Origin of the sequence: Flavobacterium sp. (assembly GCF_046317795.1) — a bacterium.
Lineage (GTDB): Bacteria > Bacteroidota > Bacteroidia > Flavobacteriales > Flavobacteriaceae > Flavobacterium.
In genome coordinates this window covers 1-18,432 of record NZ_JBKCVI010000207.1, presented here as the reverse complement: position 1 = coordinate 18,432, position 18,432 = coordinate 1, and the positions used below count along the sequence as shown (strand labels likewise).

General features: G+C 32.1%; 14 protein-coding genes. 6 read left to right on the top strand and 8 right to left on the bottom strand.

The genetic code is table 11. From position 1 onward, the window contains the following. Positions 1 to 110 precede the first annotated feature (110 nt). The gene (locus ACK5ON_RS12260; protein ID WP_409822920.1) at positions 111 to 4,715 is read left to right on the top strand and encodes a choice-of-anchor L domain-containing protein; all 4,605 of its coding nucleotides are present in this window, start codon (positions 111 to 113) and stop codon (positions 4,713 to 4,715) included. Positions 4,716 to 4,861: 146 nt separating this feature from the next. On the opposite strand, the gene ACK5ON_RS12255 is transcribed toward ACK5ON_RS12260, so the two are convergent. Beyond that, a complete protein-coding gene (locus ACK5ON_RS12255; RefSeq protein WP_409822917.1) occupies positions 4,862 to 5,521 on the bottom strand; it encodes a sterol desaturase family protein in 660 nt (219 codons plus the stop codon). A 36-nt stretch (positions 5,522 to 5,557) separates the two neighbouring features. Further along, a complete protein-coding gene (locus ACK5ON_RS12250; protein WP_409822914.1) occupies positions 5,558 to 6,565 on the bottom strand; it encodes a 3-oxoacyl-ACP synthase III family protein in 1,008 nt (335 codons plus the stop codon). Between the two features lie 268 nt (positions 6,566 to 6,833). Here ACK5ON_RS12250 and ACK5ON_RS12245 point away from each other — a divergent pair, with 268 nt between their 5' ends. Continuing rightward, positions 6,834 to 9,239, top strand: a complete 2,406-nt coding sequence (locus tag ACK5ON_RS12245; RefSeq protein WP_409822911.1) for a prolyl oligopeptidase family serine peptidase — start codon at positions 6,834 to 6,836, stop codon at positions 9,237 to 9,239. 51 nt (positions 9,240 to 9,290) lie between these two features. Here ACK5ON_RS12245 and ACK5ON_RS12240 read toward each other — a convergent pair whose 3' ends face one another. The 5 genes from ACK5ON_RS12240 to ACK5ON_RS12220 form a co-directional block, all read right to left on the bottom strand. Next, on the bottom strand, positions 9,291 to 10,211 hold the full coding sequence (locus tag ACK5ON_RS12240) for an ABC transporter ATP-binding protein (protein ID WP_409822908.1): 921 nt from the start codon (positions 10,209 to 10,211) through the stop codon (positions 9,291 to 9,293). 107 nt (positions 10,212 to 10,318) lie between these two features. Next, positions 10,319 to 11,629, bottom strand: a complete 1,311-nt coding sequence (locus ACK5ON_RS12235; RefSeq protein ID WP_409822904.1) for an ABC1 kinase family protein — start codon at positions 11,627 to 11,629, stop codon at positions 10,319 to 10,321. 2 nt (positions 11,630 to 11,631) lie between these two features. Beyond that, on the bottom strand, positions 11,632 to 12,300 hold the full coding sequence (locus ACK5ON_RS12230) for a TetR family transcriptional regulator C-terminal domain-containing protein (RefSeq protein WP_409822901.1): 669 nt from the start codon (positions 12,298 to 12,300) through the stop codon (positions 11,632 to 11,634). 143 nt (positions 12,301 to 12,443) lie between these two features. After that, positions 12,444 to 13,133 carry an OmpA family protein gene (locus tag ACK5ON_RS12225; RefSeq protein ID WP_409822898.1) on the bottom strand — a complete coding sequence of 230 codons (690 nt, stop codon included), beginning with the start codon at positions 13,131 to 13,133 and terminating at the stop codon, positions 12,444 to 12,446. Positions 13,134 to 13,140: 7 nt separating this feature from the next. Beyond that, positions 13,141 to 13,617, bottom strand: a complete 477-nt coding sequence (locus ACK5ON_RS12220) for a lipocalin family protein (protein ID WP_409822895.1) — start codon at positions 13,615 to 13,617, stop codon at positions 13,141 to 13,143. Positions 13,618 to 13,800: 183 nt separating this feature from the next. Between ACK5ON_RS12220 and htpG the strand changes: the two genes are divergently transcribed. The 4 genes from htpG (at position 13,801) to ACK5ON_RS12200 (ending at position 17,684) form a co-directional block, all read left to right on the top strand. Then, positions 13,801 to 15,687 (top strand): molecular chaperone HtpG, encoded by a 1,887-nt coding sequence (gene htpG, locus ACK5ON_RS12215; protein ID WP_396173604.1) that lies wholly within the window; start codon positions 13,801 to 13,803, stop codon positions 15,685 to 15,687. Between the two features lie 146 nt (positions 15,688 to 15,833). After that, complete coding sequence (locus ACK5ON_RS12210) at positions 15,834 to 16,349, top strand: TlpA family protein disulfide reductase (protein ID WP_409822892.1); 516 nt, start codon at positions 15,834 to 15,836, stop codon at positions 16,347 to 16,349. Between the two features lie 104 nt (positions 16,350 to 16,453). Further along, positions 16,454 to 16,861 carry a DUF2721 domain-containing protein gene (locus tag ACK5ON_RS12205; protein WP_396173608.1) on the top strand — a complete coding sequence of 136 codons (408 nt, stop codon included), beginning with the start codon at positions 16,454 to 16,456 and terminating at the stop codon, positions 16,859 to 16,861. Between the two features lie 55 nt (positions 16,862 to 16,916). Continuing rightward, a complete protein-coding gene (locus ACK5ON_RS12200; protein ID WP_396173610.1) occupies positions 16,917 to 17,684 on the top strand; it encodes an NYN domain-containing protein in 768 nt (255 codons plus the stop codon). A gap of 104 nt (positions 17,685 to 17,788) precedes the next feature. Here ACK5ON_RS12200 and ACK5ON_RS12195 read toward each other — a convergent pair. Next, a partial coding sequence (locus ACK5ON_RS12195; protein ID WP_409822889.1) for a hypothetical protein occupies positions 17,789 to 18,432 on the bottom strand: 644 nt, incomplete at its 5' end.

Genomic DNA, 18,432 nt, shown 5'->3' with positions numbered 1-18,432 from the left:
TTTTTGTAAGTTTAGTATATAATTAATTTAAATAATTGTGCATTACATCGATTTTTTTTGCTTTTTAACGACTGATTTATCAATATTTGTATAGTCAAAATCCCCATATCATGAAAAAAATAATACTTTTAATTACGATCATGCTTACCTCATACGGTTTTTCACAATCAATTACGGTAAGTTCCACAAGTTACACTGTACCACAATTGGTAAATAATGTGTTAATTAATTCGCCTTGTGTTTCTGCTACTAATATTTCTTGGAGTACGGGAACAAATTTTGGTTCGTCCAATGGAATTGGATATTTCCAAAATACAAATCCAAACTTCCCAATGCAAAGTGGTGTAGTAATAAGTACTGGAAGTGCTACAAATGCATCTGGACCAAACACCTCAATCCTTAACGAGGGTTCAACTTCCTGGCTTGGTGACTCAAATTTAGAAGCTACATTAGCAGCTTCTGGGATTACCATGGTTTCTAAAAACGCCACAGTTTTAGAATTTGATTTTACACCTATCTCTCCCAATTTTAGTTTTGATTTTATTTTTGCTTCCGAGGAATATGGTAATTTTCAATGTTTATTTTCCGATTCTTTTGCATTTTTACTAACCAATATGAATACTGGTGTAACTACAAATTTAGCTGTAGTTCCAAATACTAATCTTCCTATTTCAGTTGTCACCATTCGGGATAATCAATACAATTCTGCTTGTCCGTCAGTCAATGCGCAATACTTTGGTAGTTTTAATGGTGGTTCAAATGCTTTAAATTCGGCAACAAACTTTAACGGTCAAACAAAAGTTTTAACTGCAGCATCAGCGTTGATACCAGGAGTACCTTATCATATAAAATTAGTAATAGCCGACAGAGTTGACCCGCAATCTGACTCTGCAATATTTATTTCTTCGGATAGTTTTAACATTGGACAAGATGTGTTAGGTCTTGATTTGTTAGCGACCACAAATAATGCATTGTGTTTCGGAACCGCACATAATATAAATACTGGCTTAAACCCTTCCAATTATTCATTTGTTTGGAAAAAAGATGATGTAATTTTAACAGGTGAGAATGGTGCTACTTTAACCGTGAATCAAGCTGGAAATTACAGTGTGACATACACAAATCTTTTTAGTACTTGTTCGCCTTTAACAGATACTATACAAGTGGAGTATTATCCAGAAATTTCATCTCCAAATCCAACACCTGTTTACAGATGTGATAGTGGTGCAGGAACTTATACTTTTAATTTAAATTTAAATACTGCTGTGGTAAAACAAGGTCTAGATCCTTTAACATCTGTAAACTATTTTGCGACACAAAATGATGCCGTGAACAATCTAAATCCGTTACCATTGCAATACAATAGTGCAGCTGGTCAAACAGTATTCGTAAGAATTCAATTGCCTAATAGTCCATGTTTTATTGTAAAATCATTTCAATTATTGACTTCTGCTCCACCAGTTGCTAATCAACCTCAGAACTGGGTTAAATGTTCTACATCAACATTTAATAATGCATCTTTTAATTTAACACAACAATCAGCTGCAATCTTAAATGGTCAGTCAAGCACAATAAATTTAGTAACATATCATACGTCATTAAATAATGCTAATAATGCCTTAAATCCCATATCATCTATATTTTCCAGTGGTCAAACTATATTTGTAAGAGTACAAAACGTTAGTGATCCATCTTGCTTTAGCATCACTAGTTTTAACTTAGTTATAACTCCACTACCACTGGTCGATAGACTAGAAAACGTTATTGTGTGTGACAATTATATATTACCTACATTGACAAATGGAAATTATTTTTCTGCCGCAAACGGCTCTGGCACACCTATGTTTGCTGGTGATATAATTACCCAAACTCAAACAATCTATATTTATAATCAACCGGGTGGACCTGGTAATTGTGGAGCTGGTAGCTCATTCTTAGTAACTATTATAGATGAAAATGAACTCACACCAGATGATGTAAACAGTTGTGGAAACTATTCATTACCATCATTACAATATGGAAAATACTTCACCGCGCCTGGTGGTGGTGGAACCGAAATACCAGCTGGAACTGTTATCTCATCATCTCAATTAGTTTATTACTATTATACATCTACCACCACCACACCACCTTGTGTTGTTGACTCAAGCTTTAATATTACTATTATACCAACAATTGAAGTGGGAAATAGAAATGATGTTTTTGAATGTAATTCATATACATTACCAGCACTAACTCTCGGAAATTACTACACACAATCTGGAGGAAATGGAAATCAGATTCCTGCTGGAACTGAAATAACAACAAGTCAAACTGTTTATGTGTACTTCGCTACTACTGGTGCAACACCTTGTTCGGACGAGGATAGTTTTGAAGTAATAATTGGAATTGAACCACCTGCAAATATTGACCAATGTAATGGATATACACTACCAGGTCTTGCGGTTGGTAACTATTTTACTGGTCCAAACGGAACCGGTACAATTATTCCTGCTGGTAGTTTGATAAATGAAAATATGACCATATATATTTATGCGCCAACAACAAGTGGTCAAAATAATTGTACTGATAATTTATCCTTCACTTTAACTTTTACTCAACCACAAATTGATGTTTTAAATGACGTTTCTGTTTGTGAAAGTTATACCTTACCAAACCTTGCCAATGGTGAGTATTATACAGGAATTGATGGAACAGGAACAATGCTTAATCCTGGTGATGCTATAATTGCCAATCAAACTATTTATATTTTTAGGAGATTAAACAGTGTTTGTTTTAATCAAAGCAGTTTTACTGTTTCTGTTATTGGAATTCCACAAATTGACTCACGTTCAGATATTGACATATGTGATCAATATGTTTTAACAGCGCTAAATGTTGGTGATTATTACACAGAACCAAATGGAAATGGCACATTGTTAACTCCTGGAACAGTAATTACTTCATCTCAAAGAATTTATATTTATGCTGTATCCAATACAACTCCACCATGTAGTGCACAAAATAGTTTCCAAATAAATATTTTTTCTACAAGTGCTGATACTTTGGCAAATGTTACCGCCTGTGATAATTACACATTACCATCATTAACTACTAATAACAAATATTATACTCAATCTGGTGGACCAAATGGCAGTGGAGTTGAAATTTTACAGGGGACTGTAATAACCACAACCCAAACGATATTCATTTTCAAAGAATCTCAAATTAGAACTGGTTTTTCTTGTATGGATGAAACTTCATTTACCGTAACGATTAACAATACACCTATTTTACCAACATTTTTAAATGTTAATTCTTGTAATTCCTATACACTAAGTCCTTTATCAATTGGAAACTATTACACTGGTCCTAATGGAACAGGGAATTTATTAAATGCAGGAGATAGTATAACGTCGACTCAAACAATATATGTATTTGCTAATTCTGCTACCTTCCCTGATTGTGTTAGTCAGGCAAGTTTTACAGTAACAATTTTTAATGTAGATAATATTCCAAACGTTACCATTTGTGAAAATTATACTTTGCCAACATTAACAGTTGGACAATATTTCACTGGTGCAAATGGAACTGGAAGTACATTAGCTTCTGGAACTGTAATTTCTTCATCGCAAACAATTTATGTTTATGCCTTTTCGCCCTTTTCACCGAGTTGTTCAGATGAAAGTTCATTTACAGTAACTATAATTGACACACCAATAGCTAATTCGGTTTCTTCAACGCTAAGAACCGTTTGCGATGAAGACGGTACAAATGATGGTGTAACTTCTTTTGATTTAACGACTCTAACAGCCGCTGTTCTTGGAACACAAACTGGAGCTGAATTTACAATAGCTTATTATGAAAGTTTAGCAAATGCGACGAATGAATCTAATGCGGTTACATCGACTAGTCTTACTACTATTTATGTAAGAGTCAACAATACATTAGCGCCAAGTTGCTATGATATCAAAACTATCACCATAATTGTGAATAAATTACCTGAACCAACTCCAATTGATGGAATAATCTGTATTGATAGTGAGACTGGAACTTTATTGAATCCTTATATAATTTTTAGTGGTTTGAGTACTGCTACTCATCATTTTGTTTGGACAAATGAAGCTGGAGCAACAGTTGGAAGTGGAAATTCTTATCAAGCTATATTACCTGGAGTTTATACTTTAGTGGCAACAAGTATTGCAACTGGTTGTAGCTCAGTACCAATAAATGTGACCGTAAGTCCATCTGAACCAGCTATCGTAACCTATACAGTAAGTGAAGATTTTGCAGACACACAAACCATCACTGTTGTTGCAACTGGACAAGGAAATAATTTTGAATATCAATTAGATAATGGTCCTTTTCAAGATAGTCCTATCTTCCAAAATGTATCATCCGGTATTCATATTATAACCGTAAGAGATAAAAACGGTTGTGGTATTTCAACCGCACAGGCAGTGGTAATAAACTATCCAAAATTTTTCACTCCTAATAGTGATGGATATAATGACACTTGGAACATAAAAGATTTATCAAACCAACCAAGCGCCAGTATTCTAATTTATGATCGTTATGGTAAAATATTAAAACAAATCAAACCGAGCAACTCTGGATGGGACGGAACTTACAATGGTAATTTAATGCCTTCAGATGATTATTGGTTTAGCGTAACTTACAAAGATGAAAACCAAGTAGAACAAGAATTTAAAGCGCATTTTGCAATGAAAAGATAATTCTAAATATTTGTAAACATTATATTTTAAAGTGTTTAGAAAGGTTTTTACCAAATACTTTTTTCTATTAAACCTCTTTAAAATATCAAAAAAAATAAAAATTAAAAAACGGTTGTTTCAACATATAGATGAAACAACCGTTTTTTTTATTTAAATTTTAATTCTTTTGCTTTTTCAGGATCTTCTTTATGCTTTCTTAAATCAAATGAAGTTTTGAAAATTCTATCCCAAAATGTATTACTTACCCCAAAACCAAGATGTTCATTTCTATAATGATGCATTTGGTGATTTCTCCATAAAGGTTTCATAAATTCAAATGGTGGTTCAAAAGCATGAATAGCATAATGGGTTGAAGCATATAATAAATAGCCAAACATAAATCCTGGAAAAAATGCCCAATTATAATCCCAAAAAACCAAATAGTGTATACTAAAAAGTGTTGTGGCTAAAATTAAACTTGGAACCAAAGGCATAAATAATCGTTGCCTATCTCGAGGATATTCATGATGATTTCCGTGTAAAATATAAGATATTTTTTTTATTTTAACATTATCACTTATCCAATGAAAAATATAACGATGTGCTAAATATTCAAACAAAGTCCAATACAACATTCCCATCACAAATAAAAAAATTACAGTATTAATTGGTAACGAAAATGTAATATGTGATTTATATAAAAGAAAGGATAAAATAGGAATATAAACTCCCCAAATGACCAATGGATCAGTTTTGGTCAACATTTCTAAATACTTATTTTTAAACAATTGGGCTTGTCCAGAATTGTGAACAACTTTACGTGTCATGATATTTATTTTAAATTTTTTGCAAAAATAAAAAAATTACCATTTAATAATAGCGCTTGCCCAAGTAAATCCACTACCAAAAGCGGCTAAAACAATCGTGTCACCTTTTTTTATTTTTCCTTGTTCCCATGCTTCCGTCAATGCAATAGGAATAGAAGCTGCAGTAGTATTTCCGTATTTTTGAATGTTATTAAAAACTTGATCGTCTGTCAGTTTAAATTTTTGCTGAATGAATTGCGAAATTCGTAAATTGGCCTGATGCGGAATTAACAAATCAATATCCGAAACTTCTAAATTATTGGCTTGTAATCCTTCATTAATAACTTCGCTAAAACGAACCACTGCATTTTTAAAAACAAATTGTCCGTTCATAACTGGGTAATAACTTTCATCGTTTGGATCATTGTCAGCAATGATTTCTGTAATCCATCTTCCGCCCATTCCGGGTGCTAAAACGGCTAATTCTGCGGCATGTTCCCCTTCAGAATGCAAGTGTGTGGATAAAATTCCTTTGGTTAAATCTGTTTCTCTTGAAATAATGGCTGCTCCTGCTCCATCTCCAAAAATTACCGAAACACTTCTTCCTCTATCAGTCATATCTAAACCTAAAGATTGTAACTCTGAAGCCACAACTAATATGTTTTTATACATTCCGGTTTTTATATATTGGTCAGCCACAGATAAGGCATAAATAAATCCCGAACATTGATTTCTTATGTCTAATGCTCCAATAGTTTTTAATTCTAATTCTTTTTGCAAAGCAACTCCAGGACCTGGAAAATAATAATCAGGCGAAATAGTTGCAAAAACTATAAAATCAATTTCATCATTGGTCAAACCCGAGCGTTCAATAGCAATTTTGGCTGCCTTTACACCCATTGATGTTGTGGTATCTTCACCTCTAATGATGTGGCGTCTTTCTTTTATACCGGTCCTTTCTTGAATCCATTCATCGCTTGTATCCATGATTTTGGATAAATCATCATTGGTAACAATATTATTTGGGACGTAAAATCCTAAACCATTTATTTTTGAGTGATACATTATTTAGTTGTTAAATTGATAAAAATTAAATCCAAAAATAATCAACTTTTAAATAGTAATGTGTTTGTTTAACCAATTTTTATCAATTTGATATTTGAAATAAAACAATCATGTTGATTAGTTAAAATTAAAAATTCATTTGCTATATAAATTTTTACTTTATTCTGTATTTTTGAATTTTACTTTTATTTTATTTAATACTATAAATAGTAAAACGATTGTAACAAAATTTAAATTATAACTCTAACAGTAAACTAAAATAAATATCATGAAAAAACATCTTTCAATTTTACTTCTTCTGACTTTTTTTGTTATCAATGCTCAAGAAAACATTACGTACCAAAAACCTTCAGCTGAAATTTTAGCTCTTGCTGATTATGAAAGAGCGCCATCAGTGAGCATGGACACAAAAAAAGAATACATGCTGTTGAGTTACAGAAACACCTATAAATCGCTTAATGATTTAAACCAAGAAGAGATGCGATTAGGAGGTTTAAGAATCAATCCGATAACCAATATTTCAAGTACGGTTACCTATATTAATAATCTTAAAATTAGAAAAATTTCTGCCAAAGAGGAAATACAAGTGACTGGGCTTCCTTCAAATGCTAGATTGACAAACATTTCATGGTCGCCAAATGAAACAAAAATTGCTTTTACACATACTACCAATACTGGAGTTGAACTATGGTATATTGATGTTGCCTCTGCTTCGGCAAAAAAAATAACAACCGATAATTTAAATGCCAATTTAGGCAGTCCATACAATTGGATGAAAGACAATCAAACCTTATTAGTTAAAGTATTGCCTAAAAATAGACAAGCTTTGATTAATGAGAAAAAAGAATTGCCAAAAGGACCAACGGTATCTGTAAGCGATGGCTCAAAATCACAAAACAGAACCTATCAGGATTTATTAAAAAACAAAAATGATGAGGCCAATTTTGATGCTTTAGTAACTTCAGAATTGTACAAAATATCACTATCGGGAACGATGGAATTATACAAATCGGCTGCAATTTATGCTGGAGAAAGTTTTTCCCCTGATGGAAATTATGTGATGCTTACCACAATTCAAAAACCATATTCTTACATAGTTCCTATGAGTCGCTTCCCTCAAAAAAGTATTGTTTATGATGTTTCAGGAAAAGAAATTAAAGTAGTAAACGAAGTTCCATTGACGGAAATTATGCCAAAAGGATTTTCCTCTGTTCGAAAAGGAAAAAGAAGCATGAATTGGAGAGCCGATAAACCAGCAAGTCTAGTTTATGTAGAAGCACTTGATGAAGGTGATCAAGCCAAAAAAGTGGATTATAGAGATGAAATTTTTCAATGGAATGCTCCTTTTAATTCAGAAGCAATAGCAATGATGAAAACGCAACAACGCTTTGAGGGCATTATGTGGGGAAATGATACTTTTGCAATTGCATATGATAGCTGGTATGATACCAGAAATACCAAAACGTATTTAGTAAATCCATCCAGTCCAAATGATGCACCTAAAATAATTTCAGATAGAAATTCGCAAGATATTTACTCTGATCCGGGTAATTTTGAAACAAAAAAGAATGAGTTTGGAAGATATGTTATTGCCACAGAAAATGGTAATGCATACTTAATTGGAGACGGAAATACTAAAGATGGTCAATTCCCATTTATAGATGAATTCAACTTAAAAACATTAAAAACAAAACGCCTTTATACCTCTAATTCCAAAGACAAAAAAGAAGATTTATTATCAATTGAAGATTACAAAAAAGGTACTGTTTTAGTCATGATTCAATCGAAAAATGACTATCCAAACTATTATTTTAGAAATATAAAATCGGGGAAATTATCGCCTATTACTTCTTTCAAAAATCCTTTTGAAAGCATTAAAAATGTATATAAAGAAGTGATTAAATACAAGAGAAAAGATGGTGTAGATTTATCGGGAACTTTATATCTACCCGCTGGTTATGATAGAACTAAGAAAGAGAAATTACCCCTTTTAATTTGGGCTTATCCAGCAGAGTTTAAGGATAAAAATTCGGCTGGACAAAGCGATAAAAACCCGAATGAATTTACCTTTCCCAACTATGGTTCTTTTGTCTATTGGGTAACCAAAGGTTATGCCGTTCTTGATGATGCTTCTTTCCCAATTATTGGAGAAGGAACTACCGAGCCAAACGATACTTTCATCTCTCAATTAGTTGACGATGCTGAAGCTGCTATAAATGCTGTTGACAATTTGGGGTATATCAATCGTAAAAAAGTAGCTGTTGGTGGTCACTCTTATGGAGCATTCATGACCGCTAATTTACTTACTCATTCTAATTTATTTGCTTGTGGAATTGCTAGAAGTGGCGCATACAACAGAACATTAACACCGTTTGGTTTTCAAAGTGAACAGCGTAATTATTGGGATGTTCCAACTGTTTATAACGAAATGTCACCCTTTATGAATGCAGATAAAATGAAAACTCCTTTATTACTGGTGCATGGTGATGCCGATAATAATCCAGGGACGTTTACTTTACAATCAGAGCGATATTTTCAAGCATTGAAAAATTTAGGCGCACCTGTACGATTAGTTTTGTTACCCAAAGAATCACATGGTTATGCTGCCAAAGAAAATATTCTTCATTTGTTATGGGAAGAAGATCAATTCTTAGAAAAGTATTTAAAAAACTAGCGATAAGTGTTAAATAAAATGTGGATAGACTTCTGAACTGTTTTTAGAAGTCTATTTCATTTTAAGACAAACCTGAATTCCTTTTGAAATATCGAAATCATTTTCAAAAAACAAAACTTCATTCACGAATTTCGCTTCAATCAAATAATGACTTCCTCTGAAATAAGAATTTACTATTTCAACTTTCAAATCCGAATCTGCTACAATTTCCAATTGATGCGGATAAACAAAGTATGGAACTCCATCAACAACTATTTCATTTGCATCACCAAAAAGTGAAGCAACATACTTATCTTTTGGATTTTCAAAAATATATTTTGGAGTACCATTTTCAATAACTTGTCCGGCTTTCATAACCAAAACTTCATCAGCAAACGATAAAACATCAGTTGAGTCATGTGTTGCAATGATAGTTGTAATTTGTTTTTCTTTCAAATAGGCAAAAAGGTTTCTTCGCAAACTATTCTTTCGAAAATTATCGATATGACTAAAAGGTTCGTCTAATAATAAAACTTCGGGCTCAAGTGCTAAAACTCTAGCAATAGCAACACGCTGCATTTGACCACCGCTTAAGTTTTTGGCTTTCACATTAGCATAATCTGTCATTTCTACTATCTCAAGTAGTTCGGTAATCCTATCTTTTTTTACTTGTGGATAAATATTAGAAAGGTATTTACCAATATTTTCGGAAACTGTTATAAAAGGCATCAAGTCAAAATCTTGAGCCAAGTATTTAATGAAATCCATTCCGGGAATAATATTGAATTTTGGTCCTAAAATTTCCTTTTCATTCCAAAAAATATGACCATCATTCAAATCATACAATCCATAAATTAATTTGAGTAATGTGCTTTTTCCACAACCGCTCTCACCAATGATGGCTATATTTTTTCCTTTATTTAATTCAAAAGAGACAGAATTTATAGTTACTTTTTCTTTATACGAAAATGAAATATCTTGAACTTGTAACATCCTTTTTATATAAATTATTCATACAAAGTTAGTGTAAAAAAACAGCGAAAACTCAAACGTGAATCGTCGCTCTTTTCAACTTAACCAATAAACAATCTTCATTTCAATTAAGAAATATATTTTTCAAATGACCTAGTGTTAACTCTGGCTTTTAAATCGTGTAACAAATTATACAGTCCAAAAAATGTTCTATTTATATATAAAAAGTGTTTAGAACCTCTATTACCATTCATTTTTCTCAACTGAGAATCTTTGGCAAAATCTTCACCCATTTGAGCAATTTGACCAAAAAAATCTTCATCAGAAAAATCGAAAAAATCGCCATGAAACGGTTTTGTAAACAAACTCAATAAATCATGAAAAATTTTGGTAAAATATTTTATTTCTTCTTTACTATCATCCAATCGCAAAATCTCTAATTCATATAATTTATCATTGAACAGTTTGGGATTATCGATGATTTCTGGCTTAGCCAATTCAAAATAAGGAACATAAAACTCATTTGGCACATGCTTGATACAACCAAAATCAATGGCAACTAAATTATCATCTTTATCAATCAAAAAATTTCCAGGATGAGGATCAGCGTGCACTTGTTTCAAATAGTGCATTTGGTACATATAAAAATCCCACATCGCTTGCCCTATTTTATCACCTTTATTTCTATCTTGATTATGAGCGGTAAACTCCGAAAGATGTTCACCATCAATCCATTGCATAGTTAATATTTTTTCTGACGATAACATTGGATAATATTCTGGAAAACGAAGGTTATCGATTTTTTTACACCATTCAGAAACTTCTTGACTTTGTTTTAACTCTAAAACATAATCAGTCTCTTCTAACAATTTATCCTCAACTTCTTTAAAATATTTATCCGAATCTTTACCTTTAATGTTAAACATTCGTGTTGCAAATGGTTTTACCAAAGCCAAATCAGAACTTATACTATCCGCCACTCCAGGATATTGGATTTTCACAGCAAATTTTTTCCCGTCTTTGGTTGCTTTGTGGACCTGACCGATACTCGCAGCATTCATAGCATCTGGAGTGAACGAATCGTATATTTCTTCTGGATATTTTCCTAAATATTTTTTAAAAGTTTTTCTAACTAAGGGGGCTGATAATGGCGGAACCGAAAATTGTGACAAGGAAAATTTATCAACATAAGCTTGTGGCATAATACTTTTGTCCATACTCAACATTTGAGCTACTTTCAAAGCACTTCCTTTCAAGTTTTTTAATCCATCATAAATATCTTCGGCATTATTTTCATTCAATTTATCGCGATTCAATGTAGGATTTACTATTTTTTCACCATAATAAGCAAAATAGTTTCCACCGACTTTGAAACCAGTTTTAACTAACTGGGTGGCGCGCTCTATTTTTCCAGTTGGTATTTTATCTAATGTTTTCATTATTACTTTTTTTCCTTCCAAAGGAATTTACCCAAGTCGAACAAACTTTCAAGAGGTTTTGTATCCAATAAATCAACGACAGTATTTACTGATTTCTCTATGAGAACATCTGTTTTTTCAAAACCTTTGGATGAATCATCCATCCAAAATTTCAAAATAAACAAAAACTGAATCCATGCGCCTTCAGAAAAAACTGGCTCAGTTACCCGAGACAACTTATCACTTCTTTCCTCTAGATTTGATTGCATGATGCTTTTTATAAAATCTTTAAAATCATTTCGGAAAAGTTTTAAATCTTTTAAATTTTTCAATCCTTCCTTATTATCTCTTAAAGAATATAAAACATAACTTCTGTTTAAAGTTAGTAGTTCAAACAACGTAAAATGAAACGTAAGCAGTTTGTTCTTATCCGAATAGGTTTCAAAAGCAGCCTCTTTTTCAATAGTGGCTAAAGTATTCTCAAAAAACTTAACCCATATTTGTTGTCTTATAGTATCAAATGAACCAAAAAATGAATAAAAATCACTTTCTTCAATCGCATTATATTTACAAAAAGTAAATACATTTTTAGGAGCTTCTTGATGTTCCAAAACATAATTCATGTATAATGAAACGATTTTAGTATCATCTATTATTTCACTTGTAGCTTTTGCTTTTTTTGTAGTGGCCATATCATTGATTTTAAATACTGTGTAAAGATAAGTATTGTTTAATTATTTTTAATTTTTATTAAACAAAATATTTTGTTAAAATTATGTTGCATAAAAAAAGCCGCCTTAGTTTAGACAGCTTTTGAATTTAGAATGCATTAAAACTATTTACCCGATTGTTTTTGAGCGTCTTGTACCATTTTTTCATTTGCTGTGATGGCAAACTCAACACGTCGGTTTTGACTTCTTCCTTCTGGCGTGTCATTAGATGCTATAGGATCAGCGATTCCCATACCAACCATTTTAAAACGTGACATATTTAAACCTTTAGACTCTAAATATTTTTCTACAGAAATAGCTCTTTGTTCTGACAGTCTTAAATTAAATTCTGGAGAACCAGTACTATCAGTATAACCAAAAATTTGAATGTTAGTATCTGGATATTGATTAAAAACTGGAACTAATTTATCCAAATTTGCTTTGGCGGCAGCCGTTAATGTTGACTTACTGGTATCAAATCGGACTGCATTTTCACCCAATACCAATCTTATGCCTTCTCCTACTCTTTCCACTTGTGCTCCAGGCAAAGCAGTTTCAATTTCTCTGGCCTGCTTGTCCATATTTTTCCCAATCAGTGCTCCAGTACCTCCGCCAATAGCTGCACCAATAAGTGCTCCACCAGCAGTACCAAGACCTGTATTATTGCCTATTATACCTCCTATTAAAGCACCTCCAATTGCGCCAATTCCAGCTCCTTTTTGGGTATTGTTGGCATTTTTAGTTGCTTCACAACTCACCAATACATTACTAAAAATTACAGCCACAATGACTATAAAAACACTAACTTTTTTCATATCTATATTAATTTAATTTTTCAAATTGATAAACTACATTAGCTGTATTACCAGCAATATTTATTTTTTCTAGTAACTGAAATGAATTTTCAGTTAGGTTTGCGATGTTTAAAACATAACCTGACTTTACCGTTTTGGATTTGGCTTCGTCCAGAATTTTCATAACAAATTGCCCTTCTTTATTAATAAACCATGTAATTGGTGTTGAATAACTGGTGCAATTTGGATTAGACAAAGTCATCTGACCTTTATTATTGTTGGATACAAATTTCCATATACTTCCAATAAAACATTTAGAATCTGCTAGGTCAAAAGAAGTCACTTTAATGACATCCGAACCTGGATAAGTTACCGATGAAATTTTCCAATCTCCTTTGAGACCAACTTCGGTTTTGTTATCCAATTTTGTAGCCGTTGCTGAAGTTGTCGATTTACATGAAAAAATTAGAAGAGACAATAAACTTACTAAAATATTTTTTTTCATTATTAATACTTTTTATGATTATATACACAAATATACACTCATTTTTAAAATGATATTTTATATTATATTAAAAAATTCTTTTACAATTCTCCTACGCCAATTTGTCATATTATAGATATTGGTATTCTATTTGACAAGTAATTATAAAATAACAATTTGTAGAACATAAAAATAAATAAAAAAATGACAACAGGAAAAATTAATGTATCAGTAGAAAACATCTTTCCACTAATTAAAAAATTTTTATACAGCGACCATGAAATTTTCTTACGTGAATTAGTATCCAATGCCACAGATGCTACTTTAAAATTAAAACATTTAGCTAGCATTGGAGATGCCAAAGTAGAATATGGCAATCCAATCATAGAAGTTAAAATCGATAAGGAAGCTAAAAAACTTCATCTAATTGATCAAGGATTAGGAATGACCGCTGACGAGGTTGAAAAATACATCAACCAAATCGCTTTTTCTGGAGCTGAGGAATTTTTAGAAAAATATAAAGATTCTGCCAAAGATTCAGGAATCATTGGTCATTTTGGTCTTGGATTTTATTCTGCTTTTATGGTAGCTTCCAAAGTGGAAATTATTACCAAATCATACAAAGACGAACCAGCAGCTCATTGGATATGTGACGGAAGTCCAGAGTTTACGCTTGTTCCTCATGACAAAACAGACAGAGGAACCGAAATTATACTTCACATTGCAGAAGATTCGTTAGAGTTTTTAGAAGAATTCAAAATCCGTGAGTTGTTGACTAAATACAACAAGTTCATGCCAGTGCCAATTAAATTTGGTACTAAAAAAGAAGCCCTTCCAAAACCAGATGATGCTCCAGAAGATTATAAAACAGAATATATTGAAGTAGACAACTTTATCAATAATACAAATCCAGCTTGGACAAAACAACCAGTTGATTTAAGCGATGAAGATTATAAAAATTTCTACCGCGAATTGTATCCAATGCAATTTGAAGAACCATTATTCAACATTCATCTCAATGTAGATTATCCATTCAACTTGACTGGAATTTTATACTTCCCAAAAATGTCAGCCGATTTGCAACTGCAAAAAGACAAAATTCAGTTATACCAAAATCAAGTCTATGTTACCGATAATGTGGAAGGAATTGTACCGGAATTTCTTGGCATGTTAAAAGGTGTAATTGACTCTCCAGATATTCCATTGAACGTTTCGCGTTCCTATCTTCAAGCGGATGGGAATGTGAAGAAAATTTCCAATTATATCACACGCAAAGTAGCCGATAAATTAAAATCATTATTCACGGAAAACCGTGAAGATTTTGAGAAAAAATGGAACGATATCAAAATAGTTTTGGAATATGGAATGTTATCGGAACCAAAATTCTATGAGAAAGCGGGTGATTTTGTATTGTATCCGTCTGTAGATGACAAGTATTACACTTTGGCAGAATTGAAAGAAGCCATCACTGCCAATCAAACCGATAAAAACGGAAAATTAGTAGTGCTTTATACTTCAAACAAAGATGCACAACATGGTTATATCGAAATTGCCAAAGAAAAAGGATATGAAGTATTGTTGCTAGACTCGCCTATCGTTTCACACTTAATTCAAAAATTAGAATCAGATAATGAGAACTTGACTTTTGTTCGTGTTGACTCCGATCATATCGATAAATTAATTCAAAAAGAAGACACTCAAATTTCAAAATTATCGGAAGACGAAACTAATAAGCTAAAAACTGTTTTGGAAGAAATTGTACCCAAAACAAACTATTCTGTCCAGTTAGAACCAATGGACAGCAGCGCAGCACCATTTATTATCACACAACCAGAATTCATGCGACGAATGAAAGAAATGAGTCAAACTGGCGGCGGCGGAATGTTCGGCATGGGCAATTTCCCCGAAATGTATAATTTGGTAGTAAACACCAACTCTGATTTGGCAACCACTATCTTGAATACCGATGACAAATCGGCACAAGAAAGTTTGGTAAAACAAGCTTTAGACTTAGCCAAAATTTCTCAAGGATTGCTAAAAGGTGAAGAATTGACGGCTTTTGTGAAGCGAAGTTTTGAGTTGATAAAATAGTATTAAGATATTAGTATTAAGTATTAAGATATTAGTATTAAATATTAAGACCTGCGGGTGATTCCGAAGTATCGGAACTTGCAGGTTTTTTTATTTTACACAAATTACTTTTCTTATATTTGATTATTAAAAAATAAATTGCTTTTATGAAAAAAATACTTCTCATCACATTATTCCTCACATCCTTAAATATACTAAGCCAAGAAGACTATATGAAAAGTAGTTTGGTTCAACTTAATGAAACTGCACCTGAATTTTCTTTTACAACAAACGATGGCAAAACAGTAAAACTCTCTGATTATAAAGGCAAAGTTATTCTGATAAACTTTTTTGCAACTTGGTGTGGACCCTGCATGAAAGAAATGCCATATATTCAGAAAGACTTGTGGGAAAAACTTAAAAAGAATGATACGTTCATAATTCTGAGTTTTGGAAGGGATCATTCACAGGAAGAAGTCAACAAATTTATTGAAACTAAAAAATTTACATTTCCAATATTTGCAGATAAAGACAAATCGATTTACAACCTTTTTGCAACTAAATACATTCCAAGAAATTATTTAATCGATTCAAACGGAAAGGTAATCTATGCTTCAACAGGATTTTCAGAGAAAGAATTTGAAGAATTAAAAGCAACTATCGATAAACATTTAATTAAATAATATTTTTACAAGAAAAAATTATGACCTGCGAATGAAAACTTTCTGGTTTTTATCTAACATATTTCCCGACCTTCGTATTCTTAAATCAAACTTCGTACTTCATAATGACACTCCACATCGAAACTCCAGCATTACTCTTCTCAGCAACTTCATTGATTTTATTGGCTTATACCAATCGCTTTTTGACAATTGCACAAATTGTACGCGGATTAAAAAAAACGTATGACCAAGATCACAGCAAAAGCATATTATTACAAATCAAAAACCTTAACTTACGACTATCGCTCATCAGATATATGCAACTTTTCGGGGTACTTTGTTTGTTCCTTTCTGTTTTCGCTATGTTCTGCTTGTTTTTAGAACAACAAATCTTTGGTATCTATCTTTTTGCGGCGAGCTTACTTTGCTTGCTTACTTCTTTAGGAATCTCATTTTGGGAAATCAGTATTTCAGTGACTGCCTTACGTTTGCATTTAAGTGACCTAGTTGAAGACAATAATCCTAAGAAATAATACCTTACCTTTGACTTACAGCAATTTAAATTTATTGCTAAATAAAAATCCAACTATGGAAATTAAAAAAGATCTAAAACTTGCCGTATTAATTGATGCCGATAACGTTCCTTATGCTAATGTCAAAGAAATGTTTGAAGAAATTGCAAAATACGGAACCCCAACTTTCAAAAGAATTTATGCCGATTGGACCAAACCAACAGTTTCAGGATGGAAAAATGTATTACTTGAAAATGCCATTACTCCTATTCAGCAATACAGCTATTCTACTGGAAAAAATGCTAGTGATAGCGCTTTGATAATTGATGCCATGGACATACTTTACACTGGAAAAGTAGATGGATTTTGCATAGTTTCCAGCGACTCCGATTTTACTCGATTGGCAACACGACTGCGAGAGGCAGGCATGAAAGTCATTGGTATTGGGGAAAAGAAAACACTAACGCCTTTTATTACTGCTTGTGATAAATTCATTTATATCGAAATTTTGAAAAAAGATGATTCCGAAATAAGTTCTGAACAAGACAACAAAAAGCTGTCCAAAAACAACAAACCTAAAAGCTCCAATATTCCTTTAAGTAAAATTGACCCAAAAATCATCAAACTTTTTGCAGATAGTATTTCTGATTTGGAGGATGAAAATGGTTGGGCATTTCTGGGCGATTTAGGAAACCTAATGCTTAAAAAGAAACCCGATTTTGATTCAAGAAATTATGGTTTTCCTAAAATGTTGGCACTTCTTAAAAGCATGAATCGATTTGAAATTGATGAACGCGAAAGCGGTAAAAACAACATCAAACATATTTATGTGCGAAGAAAATAAAATAAAGTCCCAATTGGGATTTTTTTTATTTACTCAAATACATTTTTCTTCTGCTGTACAATTCGTAAAATACATCATCTTTCAAATCATCAATAAACCGGATTTTAAAACAAATCAGAAAGGTTCAATTCGTTTGTAATTACACTCAAATAATACTCGTTGTTCTTAACACCATTTGCTGTAAGCATTGTTATAAAAACATTTTTATTTGTTTTGGTTTTCTTTTTGAAAAGAGTGACTTTATGTTGCAGTTCTTCTGCATAGTTTTTAGTGATTTCAAAAACTGTATCATAAAATTTTAATTCCAAAATAGTAATACAATTATCGTTTCGGTCAATAATAAAATCAATTTGAGCTCCCTTTTCTGGTGTATTCCCTTTATCTATCCAAGAATATTCATTGGAAATAATACCATTTATTCCCAGAGCTTTTTTAATATTTAAAATATGTTTAAACGACAAATTTTCAAACGCATAGCCACACCAGGTTTTATAGGATTGGGTATTAGATATTTGCAACCAACTACTATTGACTTTGTTATTCTGAAGAAATTTAAAATAGAAAATAGAATATTCATCTACTAACCGATACAGAAAATCTTCTTTGGTTTTATTAATTGGATATATAATTTTTATAAATCCACAGGCTACCAATTCATCCAATAATTTCGAAAAACCGCCACCACTTGTGAGTTTCGTATCTACTAAAAGCTCCTTTCTAGTCAATCCTTTGCTTTTTGTTGCCAATG

Coding starts and splice junctions, on each gene's coding strand:
- ACK5ON_RS12260 (WP_409822920.1), top strand. CDS start 111: ATGAAAAAAATAATACTTTTAATTACGATCATGCTTACCTCATACGGT.
- ACK5ON_RS12255 (WP_409822917.1), bottom strand. CDS start 5,521: ATGACACGTAAAGTTGTTCACAATTCTGGACAAGCCCAATTGTTTAAA.
- ACK5ON_RS12250 (WP_409822914.1), bottom strand. CDS start 6,565: ATGTATCACTCAAAAATAAATGGTTTAGGATTTTACGTCCCAAATAAT.
- ACK5ON_RS12245 (WP_409822911.1), top strand. CDS start 6,834: ATGAAAAAACATCTTTCAATTTTACTTCTTCTGACTTTTTTTGTTATC.
- ACK5ON_RS12240 (WP_409822908.1), bottom strand. CDS start 10,211: ATGTTACAAGTTCAAGATATTTCATTTTCGTATAAAGAAAAAGTAACT.
- ACK5ON_RS12235 (WP_409822904.1), bottom strand. CDS start 11,629: ATGAAAACATTAGATAAAATACCAACTGGAAAAATAGAGCGCGCCACC.
- ACK5ON_RS12230 (WP_409822901.1), bottom strand. CDS start 12,300: ATGGCCACTACAAAAAAAGCAAAAGCTACAAGTGAAATAATAGATGAT.
- ACK5ON_RS12225 (WP_409822898.1), bottom strand. CDS start 13,133: ATGAAAAAAGTTAGTGTTTTTATAGTCATTGTGGCTGTAATTTTTAGT.
- ACK5ON_RS12220 (WP_409822895.1), bottom strand. CDS start 13,617: ATGAAAAAAAATATTTTAGTAAGTTTATTGTCTCTTCTAATTTTTTCA.
- htpG (WP_396173604.1), top strand. CDS start 13,801: ATGACAACAGGAAAAATTAATGTATCAGTAGAAAACATCTTTCCACTA.
- ACK5ON_RS12210 (WP_409822892.1), top strand. CDS start 15,834: ATGAAAAAAATACTTCTCATCACATTATTCCTCACATCCTTAAATATA.
- ACK5ON_RS12205 (WP_396173608.1), top strand. CDS start 16,454: ATGACACTCCACATCGAAACTCCAGCATTACTCTTCTCAGCAACTTCA.
- ACK5ON_RS12200 (WP_396173610.1), top strand. CDS start 16,917: ATGGAAATTAAAAAAGATCTAAAACTTGCCGTATTAATTGATGCCGAT.